At 43.6% G+C, this 18,737-nt stretch carries 19 protein-coding genes and 1 riboswitch; of the genes, 3 read left to right on the top strand and 16 right to left on the bottom strand.

Features of this window, described 5'->3' with window-relative positions; genetic code table 11:
- A partial coding sequence (locus AAGC65_RS26175; protein WP_407940661.1) for a BatA domain-containing protein occupies positions 1-147 on the bottom strand: 147 nt, incomplete at its 3' end.
- Between the two features lie 114 nt (positions 148-261).
- Between AAGC65_RS26175 and AAGC65_RS07280 the strand changes: the two genes are divergently transcribed.
- Together AAGC65_RS07280 and AAGC65_RS07275 are read left to right on the top strand one after the other, a co-directional pair.
- Positions 262-981: a DUF72 domain-containing protein gene (locus AAGC65_RS07280; RefSeq protein WP_343111768.1), complete on the top strand. Its 720-nt coding sequence runs from the start codon at positions 262-264 to the stop codon at positions 979-981.
- 69 nt (positions 982-1,050) lie between these two features.
- Positions 1,051-2,046, top strand: a complete 996-nt coding sequence (locus AAGC65_RS07275) for an aldo/keto reductase (protein WP_343111767.1) — start codon at positions 1,051-1,053, stop codon at positions 2,044-2,046.
- Positions 2,047-2,101: 55 nt separating this feature from the next.
- Here AAGC65_RS07275 and AAGC65_RS07270 read toward each other — a convergent pair whose 3' ends face one another.
- The 6 genes from AAGC65_RS07270 to AAGC65_RS07245 form a co-directional block, all read right to left on the bottom strand.
- On the bottom strand, positions 2,102-2,854 hold the full coding sequence (locus AAGC65_RS07270) for a hypothetical protein (protein ID WP_343111766.1): 753 nt from the start codon (positions 2,852-2,854) through the stop codon (positions 2,102-2,104).
- Between the two features lie 13 nt (positions 2,855-2,867).
- Positions 2,868-5,168: a family 20 glycosylhydrolase gene (locus tag AAGC65_RS07265; RefSeq protein WP_343111765.1), complete on the bottom strand. Its 2,301-nt coding sequence runs from the start codon at positions 5,166-5,168 to the stop codon at positions 2,868-2,870.
- A gap of 179 nt (positions 5,169-5,347) precedes the next feature.
- Positions 5,348-6,304 (bottom strand): thioredoxin-disulfide reductase, encoded by a 957-nt coding sequence (trxB, locus tag AAGC65_RS07260; protein ID WP_343111764.1) that lies wholly within the window; start codon positions 6,302-6,304, stop codon positions 5,348-5,350.
- Between the two features lie 100 nt (positions 6,305-6,404).
- A complete protein-coding gene (locus AAGC65_RS07255) occupies positions 6,405-6,818 on the bottom strand; it encodes a DUF3592 domain-containing protein (RefSeq protein WP_343111763.1) in 414 nt (137 codons plus the stop codon).
- Positions 6,819-6,893: 75 nt separating this feature from the next.
- A complete protein-coding gene (locus AAGC65_RS07250) occupies positions 6,894-7,319 on the bottom strand; it encodes a DUF3592 domain-containing protein (RefSeq protein WP_343111762.1) in 426 nt (141 codons plus the stop codon).
- A gap of 7 nt (positions 7,320-7,326) precedes the next feature.
- Positions 7,327-8,955 carry an acyl-CoA carboxylase subunit beta gene (locus AAGC65_RS07245; protein WP_343111761.1) on the bottom strand — a complete coding sequence of 543 codons (1,629 nt, stop codon included), beginning with the start codon at positions 8,953-8,955 and terminating at the stop codon, positions 7,327-7,329.
- 194 nt (positions 8,956-9,149) lie between these two features.
- Between AAGC65_RS07245 and AAGC65_RS07240 the strand changes: the two genes are divergently transcribed.
- Positions 9,150-9,923 (top strand): C1 family peptidase, encoded by a 774-nt coding sequence (locus AAGC65_RS07240; protein ID WP_343111760.1) that lies wholly within the window; start codon positions 9,150-9,152, stop codon positions 9,921-9,923.
- A gap of 102 nt (positions 9,924-10,025) precedes the next feature.
- On the opposite strand, the gene AAGC65_RS07235 is transcribed toward AAGC65_RS07240, so the two are convergent.
- From AAGC65_RS07235 to thiS, 9 genes are all read right to left on the bottom strand, one after another.
- Positions 10,026-11,063, bottom strand: a complete 1,038-nt coding sequence (locus AAGC65_RS07235) for an LLM class flavin-dependent oxidoreductase (protein ID WP_343111759.1) — start codon at positions 11,061-11,063, stop codon at positions 10,026-10,028.
- 138 nt (positions 11,064-11,201) lie between these two features.
- A complete protein-coding gene (thiD, locus tag AAGC65_RS07230; protein ID WP_343111758.1) occupies positions 11,202-12,032 on the bottom strand; it encodes a bifunctional hydroxymethylpyrimidine kinase/phosphomethylpyrimidine kinase in 831 nt (276 codons plus the stop codon).
- Positions 12,033-12,041: 9 nt separating this feature from the next.
- Entirely contained in the window at positions 12,042-13,088 is a 1,047-nt protein-coding gene (locus AAGC65_RS07225; protein WP_343111757.1) for a HesA/MoeB/ThiF family protein, read from the bottom strand.
- Positions 13,089-13,098: 10 nt separating this feature from the next.
- Positions 13,099-14,214, bottom strand: a complete 1,116-nt coding sequence (thiH, locus tag AAGC65_RS07220) for a 2-iminoacetate synthase ThiH (RefSeq protein ID WP_343111756.1) — start codon at positions 14,212-14,214, stop codon at positions 13,099-13,101.
- A complete protein-coding gene (locus AAGC65_RS07215) occupies positions 14,207-14,974 on the bottom strand; it encodes a thiazole synthase (RefSeq protein ID WP_343111755.1) in 768 nt (255 codons plus the stop codon). Before AAGC65_RS07215 ends, thiH begins: the two co-directional genes overlap by 8 nt.
- Positions 14,975-15,073: 99 nt before the next feature.
- On the bottom strand, positions 15,074-15,721 hold the full coding sequence (locus AAGC65_RS07210; RefSeq protein WP_343111754.1) for a thiamine phosphate synthase: 648 nt from the start codon (positions 15,719-15,721) through the stop codon (positions 15,074-15,076).
- Positions 15,708-16,331 carry a thiamine phosphate synthase gene (locus AAGC65_RS07205; RefSeq protein ID WP_343111753.1) on the bottom strand — a complete coding sequence of 208 codons (624 nt, stop codon included), beginning with the start codon at positions 16,329-16,331 and terminating at the stop codon, positions 15,708-15,710. The genes AAGC65_RS07210 and AAGC65_RS07205 overlap by 14 nt, the downstream gene beginning before the upstream one ends.
- Positions 16,332-16,474: 143 nt before the next feature.
- Complete coding sequence (gene thiC / locus AAGC65_RS07200; RefSeq protein ID WP_343111752.1) at positions 16,475-18,358, bottom strand: phosphomethylpyrimidine synthase ThiC; 1,884 nt, start codon at positions 18,356-18,358, stop codon at positions 16,475-16,477.
- 18 nt (positions 18,359-18,376) lie between these two features.
- Positions 18,377-18,580 carry a sulfur carrier protein ThiS gene (gene thiS / locus AAGC65_RS07195; protein WP_343111751.1) on the bottom strand — a complete coding sequence of 68 codons (204 nt, stop codon included), beginning with the start codon at positions 18,578-18,580 and terminating at the stop codon, positions 18,377-18,379.
- 63 nt (positions 18,581-18,643) lie between these two features.
- Positions 18,644-18,737, bottom strand: a riboswitch (TPP riboswitch).

The following is an 18,737-nucleotide window of genomic DNA, read 5'->3' as shown; positions in this document are numbered from 1 at the left end:
GGAGGATTGCTGTTCTTCTATCTCCTTCAAAAACTGCACGTTACTAAAATTCACCTTCTGAAACTTACGAAAGTTAAATAAGTGAATAATAACAGGGATACCTAACGTGAATAATGCAAATAAAAACGAAGGATAGATAAAGTGCATATATACAAATGTGGTGATAAATGCGCAGATTTCAAATGTATGTACAATTGCTTAACCGTAACAAATTCAAACAAAATATACTTACTCGGCCTTTCTTATTTATATACACATTAAATGGATTGGCATATTGGGTGTTCAGGATTTCATTACAAGGATTGGAAAGGTCGCTTTTACCCGGAGGACCTACCCCAGCGTAAATGGTTTGATTTTTACTGCGAGCATTTTAAAACGCTGGAATTGAATGTTACCTTCTACCGTTTCCCGCAGCTTTCATTTTTACAAACATGGTACGGTAAAAGCCCGACCGATTTTCGTTTCGCGGTAAAGGCCCCACGCGCCATTACCCATTACAAAAAGTTTAACGATACTACAGATCTCATCAGCAGTTTTTATGATACCATTAACAATGGGTTGCAGGAAAAATTGGGCCCGGTATTATTTCAGTTGCCACCCAGCTTTACCTATGATGATGAAAAGCTCGATAGAATTATCAACAGCCTTAACCCTACCTTTAAAAATGTATTAGAGCTTCGCCATGCCAGCTGGTGGAACGATACCGTTTATCAAAAACTGGCCAGCCACAACATTACCTTTTGCGGTATGAGCCACCCCAGCCTACCCAATGATGTCATACAAAACACCTCCGTTGTTTATTATCGTTTTCATGGCGTGCCGGTATTATATCGTTCGCCTTATTCTAAAGATTTTTTGGAAGGTGTTGTAGATGCTGTGAAGCAGAACCTGGCAGTTGATGAAGGTTGGTTCTATTTTAATAACGATTTTGACGCCGTTGGGGTAAGTAATGCAAAAGATATGATTTCGCTCATCAAATAATTTCCTAATCTCAATAATTAAATACATTTTGTCTGCGATTTACAAACAACAAACACTACTTAATAAACTATGGAATTCAGACGATTAGGAGACACCAAACTGGCAGTTTCAGCTATAACTTTTGGGGCCTGGGCAGCCGGTGGCTGGATGTGGGGCGGAAATGACGATAAAGAAGCTATTGAGGCCATGCGTGTATCATACGACCTCGGCGTTACCTCTATTGATACCGCTCCTATTTACGGCCAGGGCAAAAGCGAAGAACTGGTAGGCGAAGCCATTAAAGGCTTACCGCGCGATAAAGTACAATTGCTAACCAAATTTGGCATGCGCTGGGATCTGGCCAAAGGTACTTTTGGCTTTAAAAGTAAAGACAATGATGGCAATGATATTGATATATACAAATATGCCGGTAAGGAAAGCATTATAATGGAATGCGAAAACAGCCTTAAACGCTTAGGTACCGATTATATAGACCTGTACCAGATTCACTGGCCCGATGCGTCTACCCCTATTGATGAAACAATGGAGGCTCTATTACGCTTGAAAGAACAAGGAAAAATACGTGAAGCCGGTGTAAGCAATTACGATGTAAAACAAATGGCCATTGCCGAAAAAACCATCAAGCTGGCATCAAACCAGGTACCGTATAGCATGGTGAACCGTGATTTGGAAGATGAGGTGATTCCTTACTGTATAGAAAACAAAAAAGCGATTCTGGCTTATAGCCCGCTTGAACGCGGTTTACTTACCGGTAAAATAAAACCCGGCCATAATTTTGGAGAGGGAGACCACCGCGCAGGCGTAAAATATTTCAAAGAGGAAAACATTAAACGTACCAATGAGTTCCTGGCTAAGATTAAACCACTGGCCGATGAAAAGAACGCCACCCTGGGCCAGTTAGTGATCCGCTGGACAATTAATCACCCCGGTATTACCGTTGCCCTTGTAGGTGCCCGTAATGCCGAGCAGGCTAAGCAAAACGCGCAGGCCATTAACATTCATATTAACGGCGAGGAAATGGAGTTTATCAATAACCAGCTAAGTGACCTTGAAATTGTTGGATAGTTAATCTTGATTTATAAACAAAAAAGGAGGCATTTAATAATGCCTCCTTTTTTGTTTAATCCCGATGTCTTCTTCGTTTCTTTTTACTTGATTTGGAACTGCTTTTCTTTTCCGATTTCTGGACTTTAGGCTTATCGTCATCACTTTGCTTTGCCGGAGTACTGGTGGCGGGCTTTTTATCGGCCACATTGGTAGAATCCTTACTCAATTGTTTCACCGTAAACTCATTTCCTCTTAAGCCATATTCCAGTTGGCGTTTTGCGCCGGTAGCTGTTGCATCTTTACCGCTGCCGCTATAAATAGGAAACTCCCTGATCAGTTTTCCATCACGGATGTAAAAATTATCGCCGCCGCGGTAGCCTTTGCGGTAATCGCTATTAAGTCGAGGAAAATCGAGCTTGTTAGCTTTGTTATTATTAAACTCAAACGCGTAAATACTGGTATAACGGGTGGTATCCTTTGATTTAGCCTGGATCAAAATTTCCGGGTTGCCATCCACATCCATATCGGCGTTGTATACATCCACTATGGAACCATCAAGGTCGCCGGTAGTGGTAGTATATTGTATCCCCGATGAATCGGAATGTAAAATCAGGAACGATCCGGCGTCCACAGATCCCCGCCCCCAGCTCAATATATCATAGCTTTGCCCCGGCGATACTTCTATCATTTTATGAAATCGGAACGGCGGCATCAAGTCGGGCTTTTTAGCAACGGGCGTGCTCACAGCCGTTTTGGTTTCGTTACCACTACAGCCGGCAATTACAGTACCTATTAATAATACAAAAAGATTAAATCTGTTAACCATTATATATATTGTATTAATTGTATAATGTATCAGCGGTTAGCTCGGCTTTTTGTTTGCCTGGAGCGTTTATAAATACTTTTAATGCAGCTGGACCGCCGGCATCAACATACTTTAAAGTGAAACGGTGATAACCTTTTAATAAAGCTACTGCACCATCCTGCTCTGTAACCGCGTGTTTACCATCGTTATCAACCACCGGCTGATCGTCGATCAGTAATACTGCCCCACCGCCAGACAGGGTCGAAAATCCGTAATTACCATCTGCATCAATATTAATATAACCTGAATAAATTACGCCGTATTTACCTTTGTTTTTACGGAAATCAGCCGTACTAAAAGTTTTAACTGCACCGCTGTCAGTAGCAGCATTACTTAACTGACTGGTTGTTGTAAATGTACCTGGAAACAATTGATATTTTACGCCCGGAGCCGATGCTGTAGTATTAACGGCAGCTAAAGGGGCTTTATTATAAACTACTGTACGGGTTGTCACGCTTCTTTTACCGGATGGTGTTATCACAATAGTTTGCAGTTCGCGGTACTGATCCTGCGGAACAGGGAAGCTTAGCGGAATGTTATATATCAGGTCAGTTTCGCGCGGTGAATAGCCGTCGATAGTGTAATAAACCTTAGCGCCATCAACGGATGGTTTCAAGGTTGCAGTTAACTGCGAGCCTATCATCACGGTATCTTTAGCACCTATGGCCGTAGGTACGCGATAATTAAAGCCATTCTTGTCTAACCAGGCCAAATGACCTGGCAAACGGGTTTCTGAAAAGTCCTTAAAATTCTTATTAGCCAATGGCGACCAGGCCACTTCTGACAGCGCCATTAGCCGTGGTAACAGCATATATTCTACCTTGGCATCTGTAGGTATATATTCTGTCCACAAGTTGGCTTGTACGCCTTCAATATATTGTTGTTGCTCTAGTGTTAATTCAGCGGGTGTTGGGTTGTAGCTGTAAATTTTTGATAATGGCTCATTACCGCCAATACTTAAAGGCTCCTGGCTTGGCTTACCCTGACCGTGATCGATGTATAAACCGTTACTACCAGGCGTCATGATCACTTTATGTTTTTGCTGAGCGGCAGCAATGCCACCCTCTTCTCCGCGCCAGCTCATTACAGTAGCATTTGGTGCCAGGCCGCCTTCTAAAATCTCGTCCCAGCCAATAATGCTGCGACCTTTGGAGTTCAGGAATTTTTCCATGCGCTGTATAAAATAGCTTTGCAGACCGTGCTCATCCTTCAGCTTCAACTTTTTGATCAACTGCTGGCAAAAGGCAGAATTTTTCCAGGCATCTTTAGGGGCTTCGTCACCACCTATGTGAATGTATTTGCTTGGGAACAGTTCCATCACCTCTGTTAAAACATCCTCCAAAAAGCTGAATGTTTTTTCGGATGGGCAATAAATATCTTTAAATACGCCCCAGGTTTCGGCAGCTTTATAAGCTTTGCCCGGCTCACAGCCTAATTCAGGGTAAGCAGCTAAAGCAGCAGATGAGTGGCCCGGCATTTCTATTTCAGGTACTACGTTGATGTATCTCGCAGTAGCATATTTCACCACATCACGTATCTGATCCTGGGTATAAAAACCACCATAAGGTGTGTTATCAAACTGCTGAGGCGTACGGTCACGATAACCACCAATCAGGGTTTGCGCGCGCATGCTGCCAATCTGCGTTAACTTTGGATATTTTTTTATCTCGATGCGCCAGCCCTGATCTTCAGTCAGGTGCCAGTGAAAATTGTTCAGCTTGTATGCAGCCAGCAGGTCGATGTATTTTTTAACCATCTCTACCGAGAAAAAATGACGGCCAACATCAAGCATAGCGCCACGGTAGCCGAAACGCGGATAATCTTCTACCTGTACGCATGGTAATTTGCTGGTAGCGCCTCTTTCTAAGGGTACAAGCTGTATCAGTGTTTGTATACCATAAAACAATCCCGCCCCTTTACCCGCTACGGTAACCTGCTGCGGTGTAATAGTTAAACGGTACCCCTCGGCCGGTAAGTTTTCTGTTCCGGCAGATGTTAATGTAATGACGTTGTTGGTTGCGCCTCCTTTTGCAATGATTGGCTTATTGTAAGCCAGGTTATTGGCTAAAAAATCTTTAAAAAATAAGACAGCCTTATTTGAAGGCGAATCAGCCTGAACAATGGTTTCATGGCTCAAAGTAAACTGACCGGGTGCTTTTTTCACCGATACAGGAACCGGGATAATGCCCAGATTAGGGTCTGTATCCTGTGCTTTTAAAAGATTTGTAAACGCTGTAAGCAGGGCCAACAGCAAGAGGGAGGCTTTTTTATACATAATTAGTTAATCAGGTTGGTACGAAGTGGTGAAGATATAAGATTTTAAAAAAATATAAGAAGTTTGCTATGTAAAAAAAACATATCATAACCACTTAACAATAAGCCGGGAGCCTATTAAACAAAAACGCCACCCGTATAGGTGGCGTTTTATATTTTAGCTTATGTAATAAGCAAAGCTTACGCTGTTACTACGTGCTCTTTAGCAGCCAGGTACCTTTCGGCGTCAATAGCAGCCATACATCCTGAACCCGCGGCGGTAACCGCCTGGCGGTAAATATGATCCTGCGCATCACCGGCGCAAAATACACCTTCTATATTAGTTTCTGTTGAACCTGGGCGGGTTTTGATATAACCAGTCTCGTCCATGTGTAACCAGCCTTTAAAAATATCTGTATTAGGATGATGACCGATGGCTACGAAGAAACCAGTAACATCCAGGTCGGTATCTGTATTGGTTAGGTTATTGGTAACTCTTACAGAGGTAACGCTTTGACCATCGCCCAAAATTTCTTTGGTTTCGGTGTTATATAAAATTTCAATATTAGGGGTGTTCAATACGCGGTGTACCATAGCTTTTGAGGCACGGAACTCATCACGACGAACGATCATGTATACCTTACGAGTCAATTTAGCCAGGTAAGTGGCTTCTTCGGCCGCGGTATCACCGGCGCCTACAATAGCTACATCCTGCCCTTTAAAAAAGAAGCCATCGCAAACGGCACAGGCAGAAACGCCAAAACCACTGTATTTTTGTTCAGACTCCAGGCCCAGCCATTTGGCAGAAGCACCGGTAGCAATAATCACGGTATCGGCAGTAATAGTTTTGGTATCATCAATAACCACTTTGTGGGGCAGGCTTGAAAAATCAACAGCGCTTGCGTATCCAAAACGAATGTCTGTACCCAGGCGCTCGGCTTGTTTACGCAGATCCTCCATCATTTCCGGACCTAAAACACCTTCCGGATAACCCGGAAAGTTCTCTACTTCGGTAGTTTGGGTAAGTTGTCCGCCAGCTAATAAACCGGTGTACATAACGGGCTTTAAATCAGCCCTTGAGGCATATATAGCGGCGGTGTAACCAGCCGGACCTGAGCCTATGATCAGGCATTTTACGTGTTCAGTTTCTTGAGACATTGTTATAAAAAATGTATGCGAATTTAACATTTATCCGCTTATTAGACAAGTAGCATCAGTCAACACCATGCCATCATTTACAGGCATTGGTCTTACATTACTATCGCATCAGGATATAATATACAATCACGCCTGCTATTGCTAATACGCCTGCTGCAAGCAAAACAAAGCCGGATACCCGATTCAGAAAACCATCAATGATAAAATGTCCGTTATCAGCAGGGTCATATATTATCTTTACCATATCGCCCTCTTTATAAACTGATGGATTTGTGCCCGATCCATATTCTTTCGTTATCCACTCTTTATCCTGGGTCACATATCTGATTACCGGATAATATATAGGCATTCGATTTTTACCACCACCAATACGTTTCTCTAATTTAAAAACTACACCTTCAACTCTAATTCCTGTTCTTAATAATTTTCTACGTTCATTTATTTTACCAATACCCCAAACAATAATAAATAAACCGATGGTAAGCGTTATCCACTCGTTAATTGTGATATTCATATTTTCGATTTAGGTTTTTTTAAATATTGTCATGCAACATGGTTATCTGATTAGGCAGAGAAGAAAAATCGCGAATTAGCCAAACAGGTTATTCCACTTACAAAGGAGCAGAACTAAGCCAAATGCTAAAAAAAGTATGCCTAATAAAATATATTGATATACTGCCTTTTTATAGCCACTATCATCGATAATAAAATTTTCTTGCTCCATTTCTCTATAAAATACTGTAACAAGATCTCCTTCCTCATATTGGGAGTATGTATCTGCCGAAAAATCAACTTTTTTAGTGATGATTTCGTGATTGATTGTTGTGTATTTTACCACAGGCCAAACACTACTGCCGCCTTTGAAATGCTTTATAACCAGTTCATGAATTACGCCTTCGGCTTTTAAGCCAGACTTCATAAGTAAATTATAATTCGCCAATTTCACGAGTCCTCTCACTATTATAAAGAAACTTACTACGGTGGGTATATATATCAAAAAATCAGAATAATCCATTCTTTCTCTACGTCTGTATTATCCCAACATTAAACGCTTTTTCAATTGGGGCATGATTAGCTGCTTCAATGCCCATCGAGATAACCTTGCGGGTTTCCAGCGGATCTATAATACCATCCACCCACAATCTTGCCGCGGCATAGTAAGGCGTTGTTTGGGAGTTGTACCTGTCGGTTATTTCTTTCAGCAGTTCCTGTTCTTTTGTTTCGTTTACCTCTTCGCCACGGGCTTTTAGTCCGGCTGCCTGTATTTGCAAGAGGGTTTTAGCTGCTTGGCCGCCGCCCATTACGGCTATTTTGGCTGATGGCCAGGCATAAATAAGTCTTGGGTCATAAGCCTTGCCACACATGGCGTAATTGCCGGCACCGTAAGAGTTACCTATTACGATGGTAAATTTGGGTACAACCGAATTAGCTACGGCGTTCACCATTTTGGCTCCATCCTTAATGATACCGCCCTGTTCGCTGCGGCTGCCTACCATAAAGCCGGTAACATCCTGCAAAAATACCAGCGGTATTTTTTTCTGATTACAATTCATGATAAAACGGGTGGCTTTATCGGCCGAATCGGAATAGATAACTCCACCAAACTGCATCTCGCCTTTTTTTGATTTGATCACCTTACGCTGATTGGCCACTATACCCACCGCCCAGCCATCTATCCGTCCAAGACCGCAGATGATAGATTTGCCGTAACCTTCCTTATACTCTTCAAAAGCCGAATCATCCAGCAGGCGAAGAATGATTTCCATCATATCATATGCCTTTTCGCGATTATCAGGCAGGATGCCGTAAATTTCCTTCTCGTTCAATTTAGGAACAGACGATTTAACCCGATCAAAGCCGGCCTTGTTATAGTCGCCAACCATACTCATGATGTTACGGATAGAATCCAGACAGGCCTTATCATTCGGCTGCTTATAATCTGTAACGCCCGATATTTCACAGTGCGTTGTAGCCCCGCCCAAAGTTTCGTTATCCACATCCTCACCGATGGCCGATTTTACGAGGTATGATCCTGCTAAAAATACCGAACCTGTACCTTCCACGATCATAGCCTCATCGCTCATAATAGGCAGGTAGGCTCCACCAGCCACGCATGAACCCATGATGGCCGAGATCTGGATGATACCCATACTGCTCATGATTGCATTATTGCGAAATATTCGCCCAAAATGTTCCTTATCCGGAAATATTTCATCCTGGAGCGGCAAGTATACCCCTGCCGAATCAACCAGGTAAATGATAGGTAGCCGGTTTTCCATCGCTATTTCCTGTGCACGCAGGTTCTTTTTAGCCGTGATCGGGAACCAGGCACCAGCTTTTACCGTAGCATCATTGGCTACTATCACACATTGCCTACCCGCGATGTAGCCGATACCGCATATCACACCACCCGATGGGCAGCCGCCATGCTCGGTATACATGCCATCAGCTGTAAAGGCACCCATCTCAAGCCAGGGCTTATCATCATCAATTAAATAGGCCACCCTTTCGCGGGCCAGCATTTTACCCTTTTCCTTTTGCTTTGCCGCGGCCTTTTCACCGCCACCCTCCTGCACTTTTTTAAGCCTGCTGTTAAGCTCATAAACAAGTTGTTTGTTTATATCCTCGTTAATATTGAAGCCGATATCCATAATTGGTTTAATAGGAAATGGTAATTTAGGAATTTACTTGGTAAAGCTAATCAATTGTTATTTTGATAAATAAAAATTCGTGCTCATCCGGCATTACTGTTTAAGTGCTACCCCGCGTAAAATTGCGTAAAAACACGTAATCAAATTAACATTAATCCGTATAACTTTATCACTCAATAAAACATCCCTTATTTATGATACAACAAACAAAACACTATGGCTGGCTGCCTGATCTGCCAGACCATCGCGACCTTAGATACGCCGCTGTGCGCCATGAAGCGCTTGCCAAACCCACACCTCCTTTAGTTGACCTACGCGCGCAATGCCCGCCTGTTTACGACCAGGGCGCGTTAGGATCATGCACGGCCAATGCTATAGCGGGAGCGTTTCAGTTTGAACTGATGAAGCAAAACCTGACGGTTTTTACCCCTTCAAGATTATTTATATATTATAACGAACGGGTTTTAGAAGGACACATCAAAGAAGATAGCGGTGCCCAAATGCGCGACGGCATAAAATCCGTAGCTACCCAGGGTGTTTGTGATGAAACCTTGTGGCCATACGTTATTGCAAAATTTGCCCAAAAGCCAACCAAAGCGTTATATACCAAAGCGCTTAAAAGTCAGGCCATACAATATACCCGCCTAAACAATACGGCCATCAACGAGCTAAAAACCTGCCTGGCAAGTGGCAACCCTTTTGTTTTTGGTTTTACCGTATACCAAAGTTTTGAAGGCGATGAGGTAGCTAAAACCGGAATATTACCTATGCCTGCCCCAAATGAAAGTTTTGTAGGTGGCCACGCGGTAATGGCTGTTGGTTATGATGATTCAAAAAGCGCTTTTATTATCCGCAATAGTTGGGGTAGTGCCTGGGGACTTCAGGGATATTTTTATATGCCTTATACCTATATAACCAGCACCGACCTTGCCGATGATTTTTGGACCATTAGCCAGGTAGAGGGTTAATTTTGGCTATCAGAAAACTAAGAATACACAACTCTAAACCTTATCTCAAACAAAAGCCCTCAAATCATTAGATCTGAGGGCTTTTGTTTGAATTCTTTTAGTTTAGTTGTTTGATTCCGGAACAGGTATTCGCAAATCTTTAAGTACATCTGCAAATATTTCATAGGAGTGGGCTCGCGCCTGTTGATCATAGATATGCGAGGTAACCATTACCTCATCAACCTGAGTTTTATCTAAAAACGCCTGCATGTCGTTTTTTAGCTTGTCTTTATCACCTACAAACAAGTATTTAAGCATCTGACTTACAGCTTCGTGTTCATAAATATTCCAAACATTATCCATTTTTTCTAAAGGAGGTTGCAACAACTTTCTGCGGCCGGTAACAATGCCCAAAAAAAGCTGCTGAACAGAAGTAGCAAGCTTCTCTGCTTCTTCTACCGTATCGGCTGCTACTACATTAATACATGACAATACGTAGGGCTCATTCAGGTACTCAGACGGCTGAAAATTTTCGCAGTATATATTAATAGCCTCATTAAAATAGGTTGGAGCAAAATGACTGGCGAAGGCATAAGGCAAACCCATAGCTGCTGCCACGTGTGCGCTATCGGTACTTGAGCCCAATACCCAGATAGGGACATTCAAGCCCTCACCGGGGATAGCCCTTACTTTGCTATCCCAGTTATCATCTGAAAAAAAAGCCTGGAGTTTCTTAATATCTTTCGGAAAATTATGCGGAACGTTAAAATTAGCCCCTCTGATGGCCATTGATGTAACCTGGTCTGTGCCCGGTGCCCGGCCCAAACCCAGATCAATGCGGTCAGGGTATAATGAGGCCAAAGTGCCAAATTGCTCGGCTATAATAAGCGGTGAATGATTAGGCAGCATAATACCGCCCGAACCTACACGTATGGTAGAGGTTCCGCCGGCGATATGCCCAATGAGCACTGCCGTTGCAGAACTGGCCACATTTGCCATATTATGATGTTCTGCAAACCAGTAGCGGGTATAACCTAACTTTTCAACTGCTTTGGCCAATTTTAAACTATCGGCAAAGCTATCAGCAGGGGTATGACCTTCCCTTACGCTTGCGAGGTCTAAAACTGAATATAATATTTTCTTTTGTTGCTTAGCGTCCATTGCTTTTAATTTGAATGCAGAATTAGCTTTTGAAGACTGCAAACTCCACATTATTCAAATTTAAAAAATCTGCATCGGAACAGCGAATTACTACATTTATATTACTTTGCATCAACCAAATCGGAATTTTCCGATCTATCATAACGTAAACTTCAGCAGTTTCTGAGGCTCAAAAAAATGGTTCAACGGGCCGTGTCCTTCACCGGTTTTCACATCTTTACCGTACTCAATAGCTTGATGTACATATACTTTAGCCTTATCAATAGCGGTAAGTATATCGTTACCTAATGCTAAATAAGCAGTTATAGCCGAAGATAAAGTACAACCTGTTCCGTGAGTATTGTTTGAATCAATAGCCTTTGATGCAAAAATATGCTCCGTCCCTTTATCATCCAGATAAACATCATACAGATCGACTCCTTGCAGATGCCCGCCTTTGATAAGCACCGCTTTACATCCCAGGTCGATTATATCAGCCGCAGCCTTTTTCATATCGTCAATTGTTTCAACCGGCATACCTGATATTAGTGCGGCTTCGTTTAAATTTGGTGTAAGTAATTGCAGCACTGGAAATAAATCTCGTTTTAAGCTTTCAACAGTATTATGATCAGTTAATTGGTGCCCGCTGGATGATACCATAACCGGATCAAATATTACCGGCACCTGCGGATAATCTTTTAACAAGAACGCAATAGCTGTGGCAAGTTCCGCACTGTGTATCATGCCTATTTTAATAGCTATGGCTTTAATATCGTCCATTACAACCTTGATCTGGCCTATTACGATACCTACATGTATGGCATGAATGGCGCTTACACCCAAGGTATTCTGTACCGTAACCGCGGTGATGGCCGTTGTTCCATAACAACCCAGTGCGCTGAACGTTTTGAGATCTGCCTGTATGCCTGCCCCTCCTCCACTGTCTGATCCGGCGATGCTGAGGACTGCGGGATATTTGTATTGAGCCATGCGCTGTTTTTAAAAGATGCCGTTTTTTAAACTGTACATTTCGCCGGTATACCTTGATCTCAGGAATTGAATAGCCATCCTGCTCCGCTGTCCGGTTTGGCAACAGAAAACCAGTTTCTTATCTACCGGGAGGTTATCCACCTGATCTGCCAGCTCATAAAGCGGTATATTAATACCACCTATATTATAATCCTCATATTCATAATCCTCCCGAACATCTACCAGGTAAATATCATTTGGATCCTGAGCTATCCACTGATTCACAACCTCTATATTTACCTCGTTAATTGTTGCTTCCTGTTTTTTAATTTCTGGAATTTCCGCCGGTACACTTACCTGCTTCGCCACACTAAAAATCACAACGCTGTTATCCAGCGCATTTAAGGTTAGCAGTTTACCGGAAAGCAACTCGCCAATGCCACAGATCAATTTAATGACCTCATTAGCCATATAAGTACCAACAATACCGGGCAATACGCCAATTACCCCAATTTCGTCGCAATTGGGTACCTCATCATCTGCAGGCGGGTCGGGAAATACATCCCGATAGTTTGGGCCATTGCGATAGTTAAACAAAGCTACATGCCCTTCAAATTTAAATATAGAACCAAATACCAAAGGTTTGCCCAAACTAACACAGGTATCATTAACCAGATACCTGGTGGTAAAATTATCGGAACCATCAACAATCACATCATACTCATTAATAATAACTTCCGAATTCTCAGTTGTCAGCTTTTCCTGATAAGCTTGTATATCGATATGTGGATTCAGCGCCTCCAGCTTTTGTCTGGCTACTGTGGCTTTTGGTTTACCTACATCTGCTGTGTTATACAATATTTGCCGGTGCAGGTTGCTCATGTCGATAACATCATGGTCAATTATACCAATTTTACCTACTCCAGCCGCTGCCAGGTATTGCAATACGGGGCAGCCCAGGCCGCCTGCTCCGATCATGAGCACACGGGCATTTTTCAATAAACTCTGTCCCTCTACCCCCACCTCCGGTAGTATGATCTGGCGATTATAACGTTGTAATTCCTCGCGTTTTAACATGTTTAACAAATTATTTGGCTAAGCAGTTATCCCAATCTTTCCAAACGGGTTCGTAACCCTGCGCCCTGATCACCCGGGCAATTTCCTCCGGACTACGTTCGTCCGATATTTCAAACTGTTCCAATGACTGCGGCTCAACGGCATAACCGCCCGGATTGGTTTTTGAACCCGCGCTGATGGCCGTTACCCCCAGCTTAATAATGTTGTTCCGGAAGTTAGGTGATTCCCGGGTAGAAATAGATAACTCCACTTCCTCATTAAATAACCTGTAGGCGCAAATAAGCTGTACCAGTTCCCGGTCGTTCATCTCTACTTTAGGTTCAAATCCGCCACTAAAAGGACGCAGGCGCGGGAACGACAAGCTGTACCTACTTTGCCAATAATGTTTTTCAAGGTAATTCAGATGCAGGGCGGTAAAAAAGCAATCGGTGCGCCAGTCTTCCAACCCAATCAGTACACCGAGGCCCATTTTGTGGATACCGGCCTGTCCCAGCCTGTCGGGAGTTTCCAGACGGTATTGAAAGTTTGATTTTTTGCCTTTAGGGTGATGTTTCTTATAATCATCCTCGTGGTAGGTTTCCTGGTACACCAACACGGTGTTCAAGCCGTAAGGTGTTAGCTGCTCGTAATCTTCCAGATCAAGCGGCTGCACCTCCATAGAGATATGCGCGAAATGCGGACGGATCAGATCAAGCGCTTTTTTAAAGTAATCTACATGTACGGTTTGGTTTGCTTCACCGCTTACCAGCAGTACATGATCGTACCCCATATCCTTGATCACGGCCACCTCCTGCATAATTTCCATTGGCGACAGCGTTTTGCGCCTCACCTTGTTATCATAGCTAAAACCGCAATAGGTACAAATATTATTGCACTCGTTGGATAAATAAAGCGGTACATACATCTGTATCACCTTGCCAAAACGCTTTAAAGTAAGCTGCTGACTGATGTAGGCCATCTGTTCCAGATACGGAGCGGCCGCTGGCGATACCAGGGCTTTAAAATCATCTAAAGTACGCTTCGGCGAGGCCAATGCCCGCTCTACATCCTCCGCTGTTTTAGCGTAGATGCTGGCTTTGGTATCGTTCCAGTTATAAGTTTCAAAAATATCGTTAAAGCTATTCATCTAAAAAAGAAGTTAGTGGGCTGCTGGCAACAGCATGTGCAACAGGCTTTGCCAGTTTTGCGTCAAAAGCCATGCGCCCGGCCTCTACAGCCATTTGAAAAGCTTTGGCCATTTTTATAGGATTACTTGAAACCGCTATGGCCGTGTTAACCAACACCGCGTCGGCACCTACTTCAAGTGCTTTGGCCGCATCAGATGGCGAGCCTATTCCGGCATCCACAATAACCGGTACGTTGCTTTGGCTAATGATGATCTCTAAAAAATCAATGGTTTTTAATCCCTTGTTACTACCTATCGGTGATCCTAAGGGCATTACAGCCGCTGTGCCGGCATCTTCCAGCCGTTTACACAAAACTGGGTCGGCGTGAATATAAGGCAGCACCACGAAGCCCATTTTAGCTAATTCTTCGGTTGCCTTTAGCGTCTCGATCGGATCGGGCATCAGGTATTTAGGATCGGGATGAATTTCGAGTTTGATCCAGTTGGTTTCTAAGGCCTCGCGTGCCAGCTGGGCCGCGAATACGGCCTCTTTGGCATTCCTAACCCCTGATGTATTGGGCAACAAATTAATGTGCGGATATTTCAAGCGGATCAGGATATCATCCTGCTGACTGTTTTTTACGTCTACACGCTTCAGGGCCACCGTTACCAGTTCAGACCCGGAAGCCAGCAAGGCATCCTCCATCAAAATTGATGAACTGAACTTGCCCGTACCCGTAAATAAGCGTGAATTAAAAGTTTTTCCGGCTATGGTTAACATTTGTTCTTGTGATTTTTAAGCCCCACCCAACCCTCCCCAAAGGGAAGGACTTTCAAAAACTCTCCTTACTTGGAGAGACTTATAGGAGCTGATTCTAATTTAGTCTTCAATTAATTGAGTTGCATTCAAGTGCCCATACAATTGTGTTACCGTTTTTGCAGGCTCAGTGGCATAGGTAATAGCACCCGATACCGCTACACCGTATAAACCGGCTTTCACAATGGGTGTAACGTCCTCCGGTAAAATGCCGCCTATGGCAATAATAGGAACAGTAATACCGGCATCATGTACCTTTTGCATAATGCTTTGGTATCCTTCAATCCCTAAAATGGGACTTAGCTTTTGCTTTGTTTTGGTGAACCTGAACGGTCCTAAACCAATATAATCTGCTCCTTCGGCTACCCTTTGCTGAATATGTTCAAAGGTATTTGCCGTACCGCCGATGATCATTTGCTGGCCAACAATTTGCCGGGCCTGGGCAATAGGCATGTCCTGCAAACCCAGGTGCAAGCCATAAGCACCGGCTTTCAAGGCTATTTCCGGGTGATCATTTACGATAAGTTTTGCTTCATATTCCCTGCATAATTCACTGATTTTGATAGCATCATCTAAAATGGAATCATATGGTTGAAATTTTACGCGCAACTGTATCCATTTACAGCCGGCATCAAGCGCGCTTTTAATTGCCGTGAAGTGCGAGCCATTTTCGGGTTGCTGTGATATATAATGGAGTTTATCTATCTTCATGATTTTCAGTAATAATTTGTACTTGCTGTTGTAAGCATTTAAAGTTGGCAACCGCCGTATCCGGGTCATTCCATATCGTTCCCAGTACGGCCGCACCATCAAAGTTCATGGCCTTTATTTTATTCAAATTAGTCGGCTCTATACCTCCTAAAGCAATTATATTCAGATCAATATTTTGTTTATCTAAACAAAAATCTTCTGGCCATTTTGCATTATAACCGGGTTTGGAGATGCTGTTAAACACCGGTCCAATGAAAGCATTATCAAACCAAACCAAGGTTTGCAACGCTTCCACATCATGTAACGATGTGCTTAGTACATATCCTTGCCTGTTTTGTAAAGTCAATTTCCCGGCGTGAGTGTTTGCCCTATGCTGCTCGGTATAATGCAAGCGTTCTATACCAAAGTACGGAGCCACTGCATGATGCTGATGTAAAGCAATGAGGTAATGATATTGCTCGTCTATCTGCCTTATTAGGGCCGCTACCTGCTGGGCACTATAACCAGGCTTGCGCAAATGAAAACGGGTTAAACCAGCTTCAAACAGCTGGTTAATAATACCGGCTTCATTTGGTATAACCTCAGGATTTGATATGACTACCAGTTGCATAAGTTATCGCCATCATTATTTCTTTATGTTATTGCGAGAATAGCCTCACCCAGCCCTCTCCAAAGGAGAGGGCTTTTAAAAGTTTCTCCTTTTGGGGAGATTAGAAGGGGCTCATCGCAATAACATATTGAGCAATTCTATTCTTACAAGTATATCTCGCTGCCCTTTTCGGCAAACTCCTTTGATTTTTGCTCCATACCTTTTGTCAGGGCATCCTCTTCGCCTACGCCATTCTCTTTGGCATAGTCGCGTACATCCTGTGTAATTTTCATTGAGCAAAAGTTAGGGCCGCACATGGAGCAGAAATGGGCTATTTTAGCGCCATCGGCGGGTAGGGTTTCATCGTGAAACTCACGCGCCGTATCCGGGTCAAGCGATAAGTTAAACTGATCTTCCCACCTGAATTCAAACCTGGCCTTGCTCAGTGCGTTATCGCGGTATTGCGCACCTGGATGTCCTTTAGCTAAATCGGCAGCGTGAGCGGCAATTTTATAGGTGATAACGCCATCCTTTACATCTTTTTTATTCGGAAGTCCTAAGTGCTCTTTCGGTGTAACGTAGCACAGCATAGCCGTACCAAACCAGCCGATCATGGCCGCGCCAATAGCCGAGGTAATATGATCGTAACCCGGAGCAATATCTGTAGTAAGCGGACCTAAGGTATAAAACGGAGCCTCGCCGCAATGGGCCAGCTGCTTATCCATATTCTCCTTGATCATGTGCATCGGTATGTGGCCAGGGCCCTCAATAATGGTTTGCACATCATGCTTCCAGGCTATTTTGGTAAGCTCGCCCAGTGTCTCCAACTCGCCAAACTGTGCAGCATCGTTGGCATCAGCAATACAGCCGGGCCTTAACCCATCGCCTAAAGAGAACGATACGTCATAAGCTTTCATGATCTCACATATCTCTTCAAAATGAGTGTACAGGAAGTTTTCTTTATGATGAGCCAGGCACCATTTGGCCATGATTGAGCCGCCTCGCGATACGATACCTGTAATACGCTTAGCTGTTAACGGCACATAGCGCAACAGCACACCGGCATGTATAGTAAAGTAATCTACACCCTGTTCGGCCTGTTCAATTAAAGTATCTCTGAACAGTTCCCAGGTCAGGTCTTCAGCTTTGCCGTTCACTTTTTCAAGCGCCTGATAGATGGGTACGGTACCGATGGGTACGGGTGAATTACGGATGATCCACTCACGGGTTTCATGAATGTTTTTGCCAGTTGATAGGTCCATAATGGTATCAGCTCCCCAGCGGCAGGCCCATACTGCTTTTTCAACTTCCTCCTCAATACTGGAGGTTACAGCCGAGTTACCGATGTTGGCATTGATCTTCACCAAAAAGTTACGGCCAATGATCATCGGCTCAGCTTCAGGGTGGTTAATATTTGCAGGTATCACCGCCCTGCCTGCTGCTACCTCCTGACGTACAAACTCAGGAGTAATATAACCTTTGGGTGTGTTGGCGCCAAAACTATGTCCCTGATGCTGATGGCTCATTACATCGTACTGGCCGTTCAGCTGTTCTTTCAGCAGGTCAATACGCTGATTTTCGCGAATGGCGATGTACTCCATTTCCGGGGTAATGATCCCCTTTTTAGCATAATGCATCTGCGATACATTGCTGCCTTTTTTTGCCCTTAACGGACTGGATACATAGGCAAAGCGCAGATTATCTAAACTACTGTCGTTTAAACGCTGCTGGCCATATTGTGAGGTGATTTGGTCTAACTGCTCCACATTATTACGATCCCGTATCCATTGTTCGCGTAAACGGGGTAAGCCTTTTTTCACGTCGATATTAGCTTCCGGATCGGTATATGGGCCGCTGGTATCGTATACGGTTACAGGCGGGTTAGGTTCAGTTTCGCCAAAACGGCCATGCAGTTTGGTATCGTTCAGGCTGATCTCGCGCATGGCTACTTGAATGTCATGAAGCTGCCCTTGCACGTACACCTTTTTTGATGCCGGAAATGGTTCGGTAGTAAGTACCTGCTGTGTTGGAATTTTTTCTGTTTTCATATGGGATGAGGTGATTTTTTATCCGCCCTGAGTGGCTGTGATGATCATGATGTGGTCGCCGTTGCTAAGCGATGCTGTTTGCCAGAGCGATTTGGAAACAATGGTTTGATTAATGGCTACGGCAAGGCCCTTAGCCGGTTTGCCCAAAACATCAGATAGCAAAGTTTGCACGGTGCATCCGTCTGGAATTGTATAAAGCTGCTGATTTACGGTGATTTCCATTCTGTTTGTTAAATAAAATAACTATAGGAATGGCCCCGTTTAAGGAAGGAAAAAACAACACGCAGAGTTGCTTTCACTTTTCCCTTCGGCGGTACTAACCGCATCAGGTTCAAAGGGTATTATCTCAGTCCATCAAAGGACACCCCTAAAGTTGCGG

This window comes from Mucilaginibacter sp. (assembly GCF_039207105.1).
Classification (GTDB): domain Bacteria; phylum Bacteroidota; class Bacteroidia; order Sphingobacteriales; family Sphingobacteriaceae; genus Mucilaginibacter.
This window is presented reverse-complemented; position numbering and strand designations above follow the sequence as displayed.

Bases quoted from the DNA above. Each gene is read 5' to 3' on its own strand.
- AAGC65_RS07205 (WP_343111753.1), bottom strand. From the start codon at position 16,331: ATGCAACTGGTAGTCATATCAAATCCTGAGGTTATACCAAATGAAGCC.
- AAGC65_RS07280 (WP_343111768.1), top strand. From the start codon at position 262: ATGGATTGGCATATTGGGTGTTCAGGATTTCATTACAAGGATTGGAAA.
- AAGC65_RS07275 (WP_343111767.1), top strand. From the start codon at position 1,051: ATGGAATTCAGACGATTAGGAGACACCAAACTGGCAGTTTCAGCTATA.
- AAGC65_RS07255 (WP_343111763.1), bottom strand. From the start codon at position 6,818: ATGAATATCACAATTAACGAGTGGATAACGCTTACCATCGGTTTATTT.
- AAGC65_RS07215 (WP_343111755.1), bottom strand. From the start codon at position 14,974: ATGTTAACCATAGCCGGAAAAACTTTTAATTCACGCTTATTTACGGGT.
- trxB (WP_343111764.1), bottom strand. From the start codon at position 6,304: ATGTCTCAAGAAACTGAACACGTAAAATGCCTGATCATAGGCTCAGGT.
- thiH (WP_343111756.1), bottom strand. From the start codon at position 14,214: ATGAATAGCTTTAACGATATTTTTGAAACTTATAACTGGAACGATACC.
- thiD (WP_343111758.1), bottom strand. From the start codon at position 12,032: ATGGCTCAATACAAATATCCCGCAGTCCTCAGCATCGCCGGATCAGAC.
- thiS (WP_343111751.1), bottom strand. From the start codon at position 18,580: ATGGAAATCACCGTAAATCAGCAGCTTTATACAATTCCAGACGGATGC.
- thiC (WP_343111752.1), bottom strand. From the start codon at position 18,358: ATGAAAACAGAAAAAATTCCAACACAGCAGGTACTTACTACCGAACCA.
- AAGC65_RS07245 (WP_343111761.1), bottom strand. From the start codon at position 8,955: ATGGATATCGGCTTCAATATTAACGAGGATATAAACAAACAACTTGTT.
- AAGC65_RS07250 (WP_343111762.1), bottom strand. From the start codon at position 7,319: ATGGATTATTCTGATTTTTTGATATATATACCCACCGTAGTAAGTTTC.
- AAGC65_RS07265 (WP_343111765.1), bottom strand. From the start codon at position 5,168: ATGTATAAAAAAGCCTCCCTCTTGCTGTTGGCCCTGCTTACAGCGTTT.
- AAGC65_RS07270 (WP_343111766.1), bottom strand. From the start codon at position 2,854: ATGGTTAACAGATTTAATCTTTTTGTATTATTAATAGGTACTGTAATT.
- AAGC65_RS07225 (WP_343111757.1), bottom strand. From the start codon at position 13,088: ATGTTAAAACGCGAGGAATTACAACGTTATAATCGCCAGATCATACTA.
- AAGC65_RS07235 (WP_343111759.1), bottom strand. From the start codon at position 11,063: ATGGACGCTAAGCAACAAAAGAAAATATTATATTCAGTTTTAGACCTC.
- AAGC65_RS07210 (WP_343111754.1), bottom strand. From the start codon at position 15,721: ATGAAGATAGATAAACTCCATTATATATCACAGCAACCCGAAAATGGC.
- AAGC65_RS07240 (WP_343111760.1), top strand. From the start codon at position 9,150: ATGATACAACAAACAAAACACTATGGCTGGCTGCCTGATCTGCCAGAC.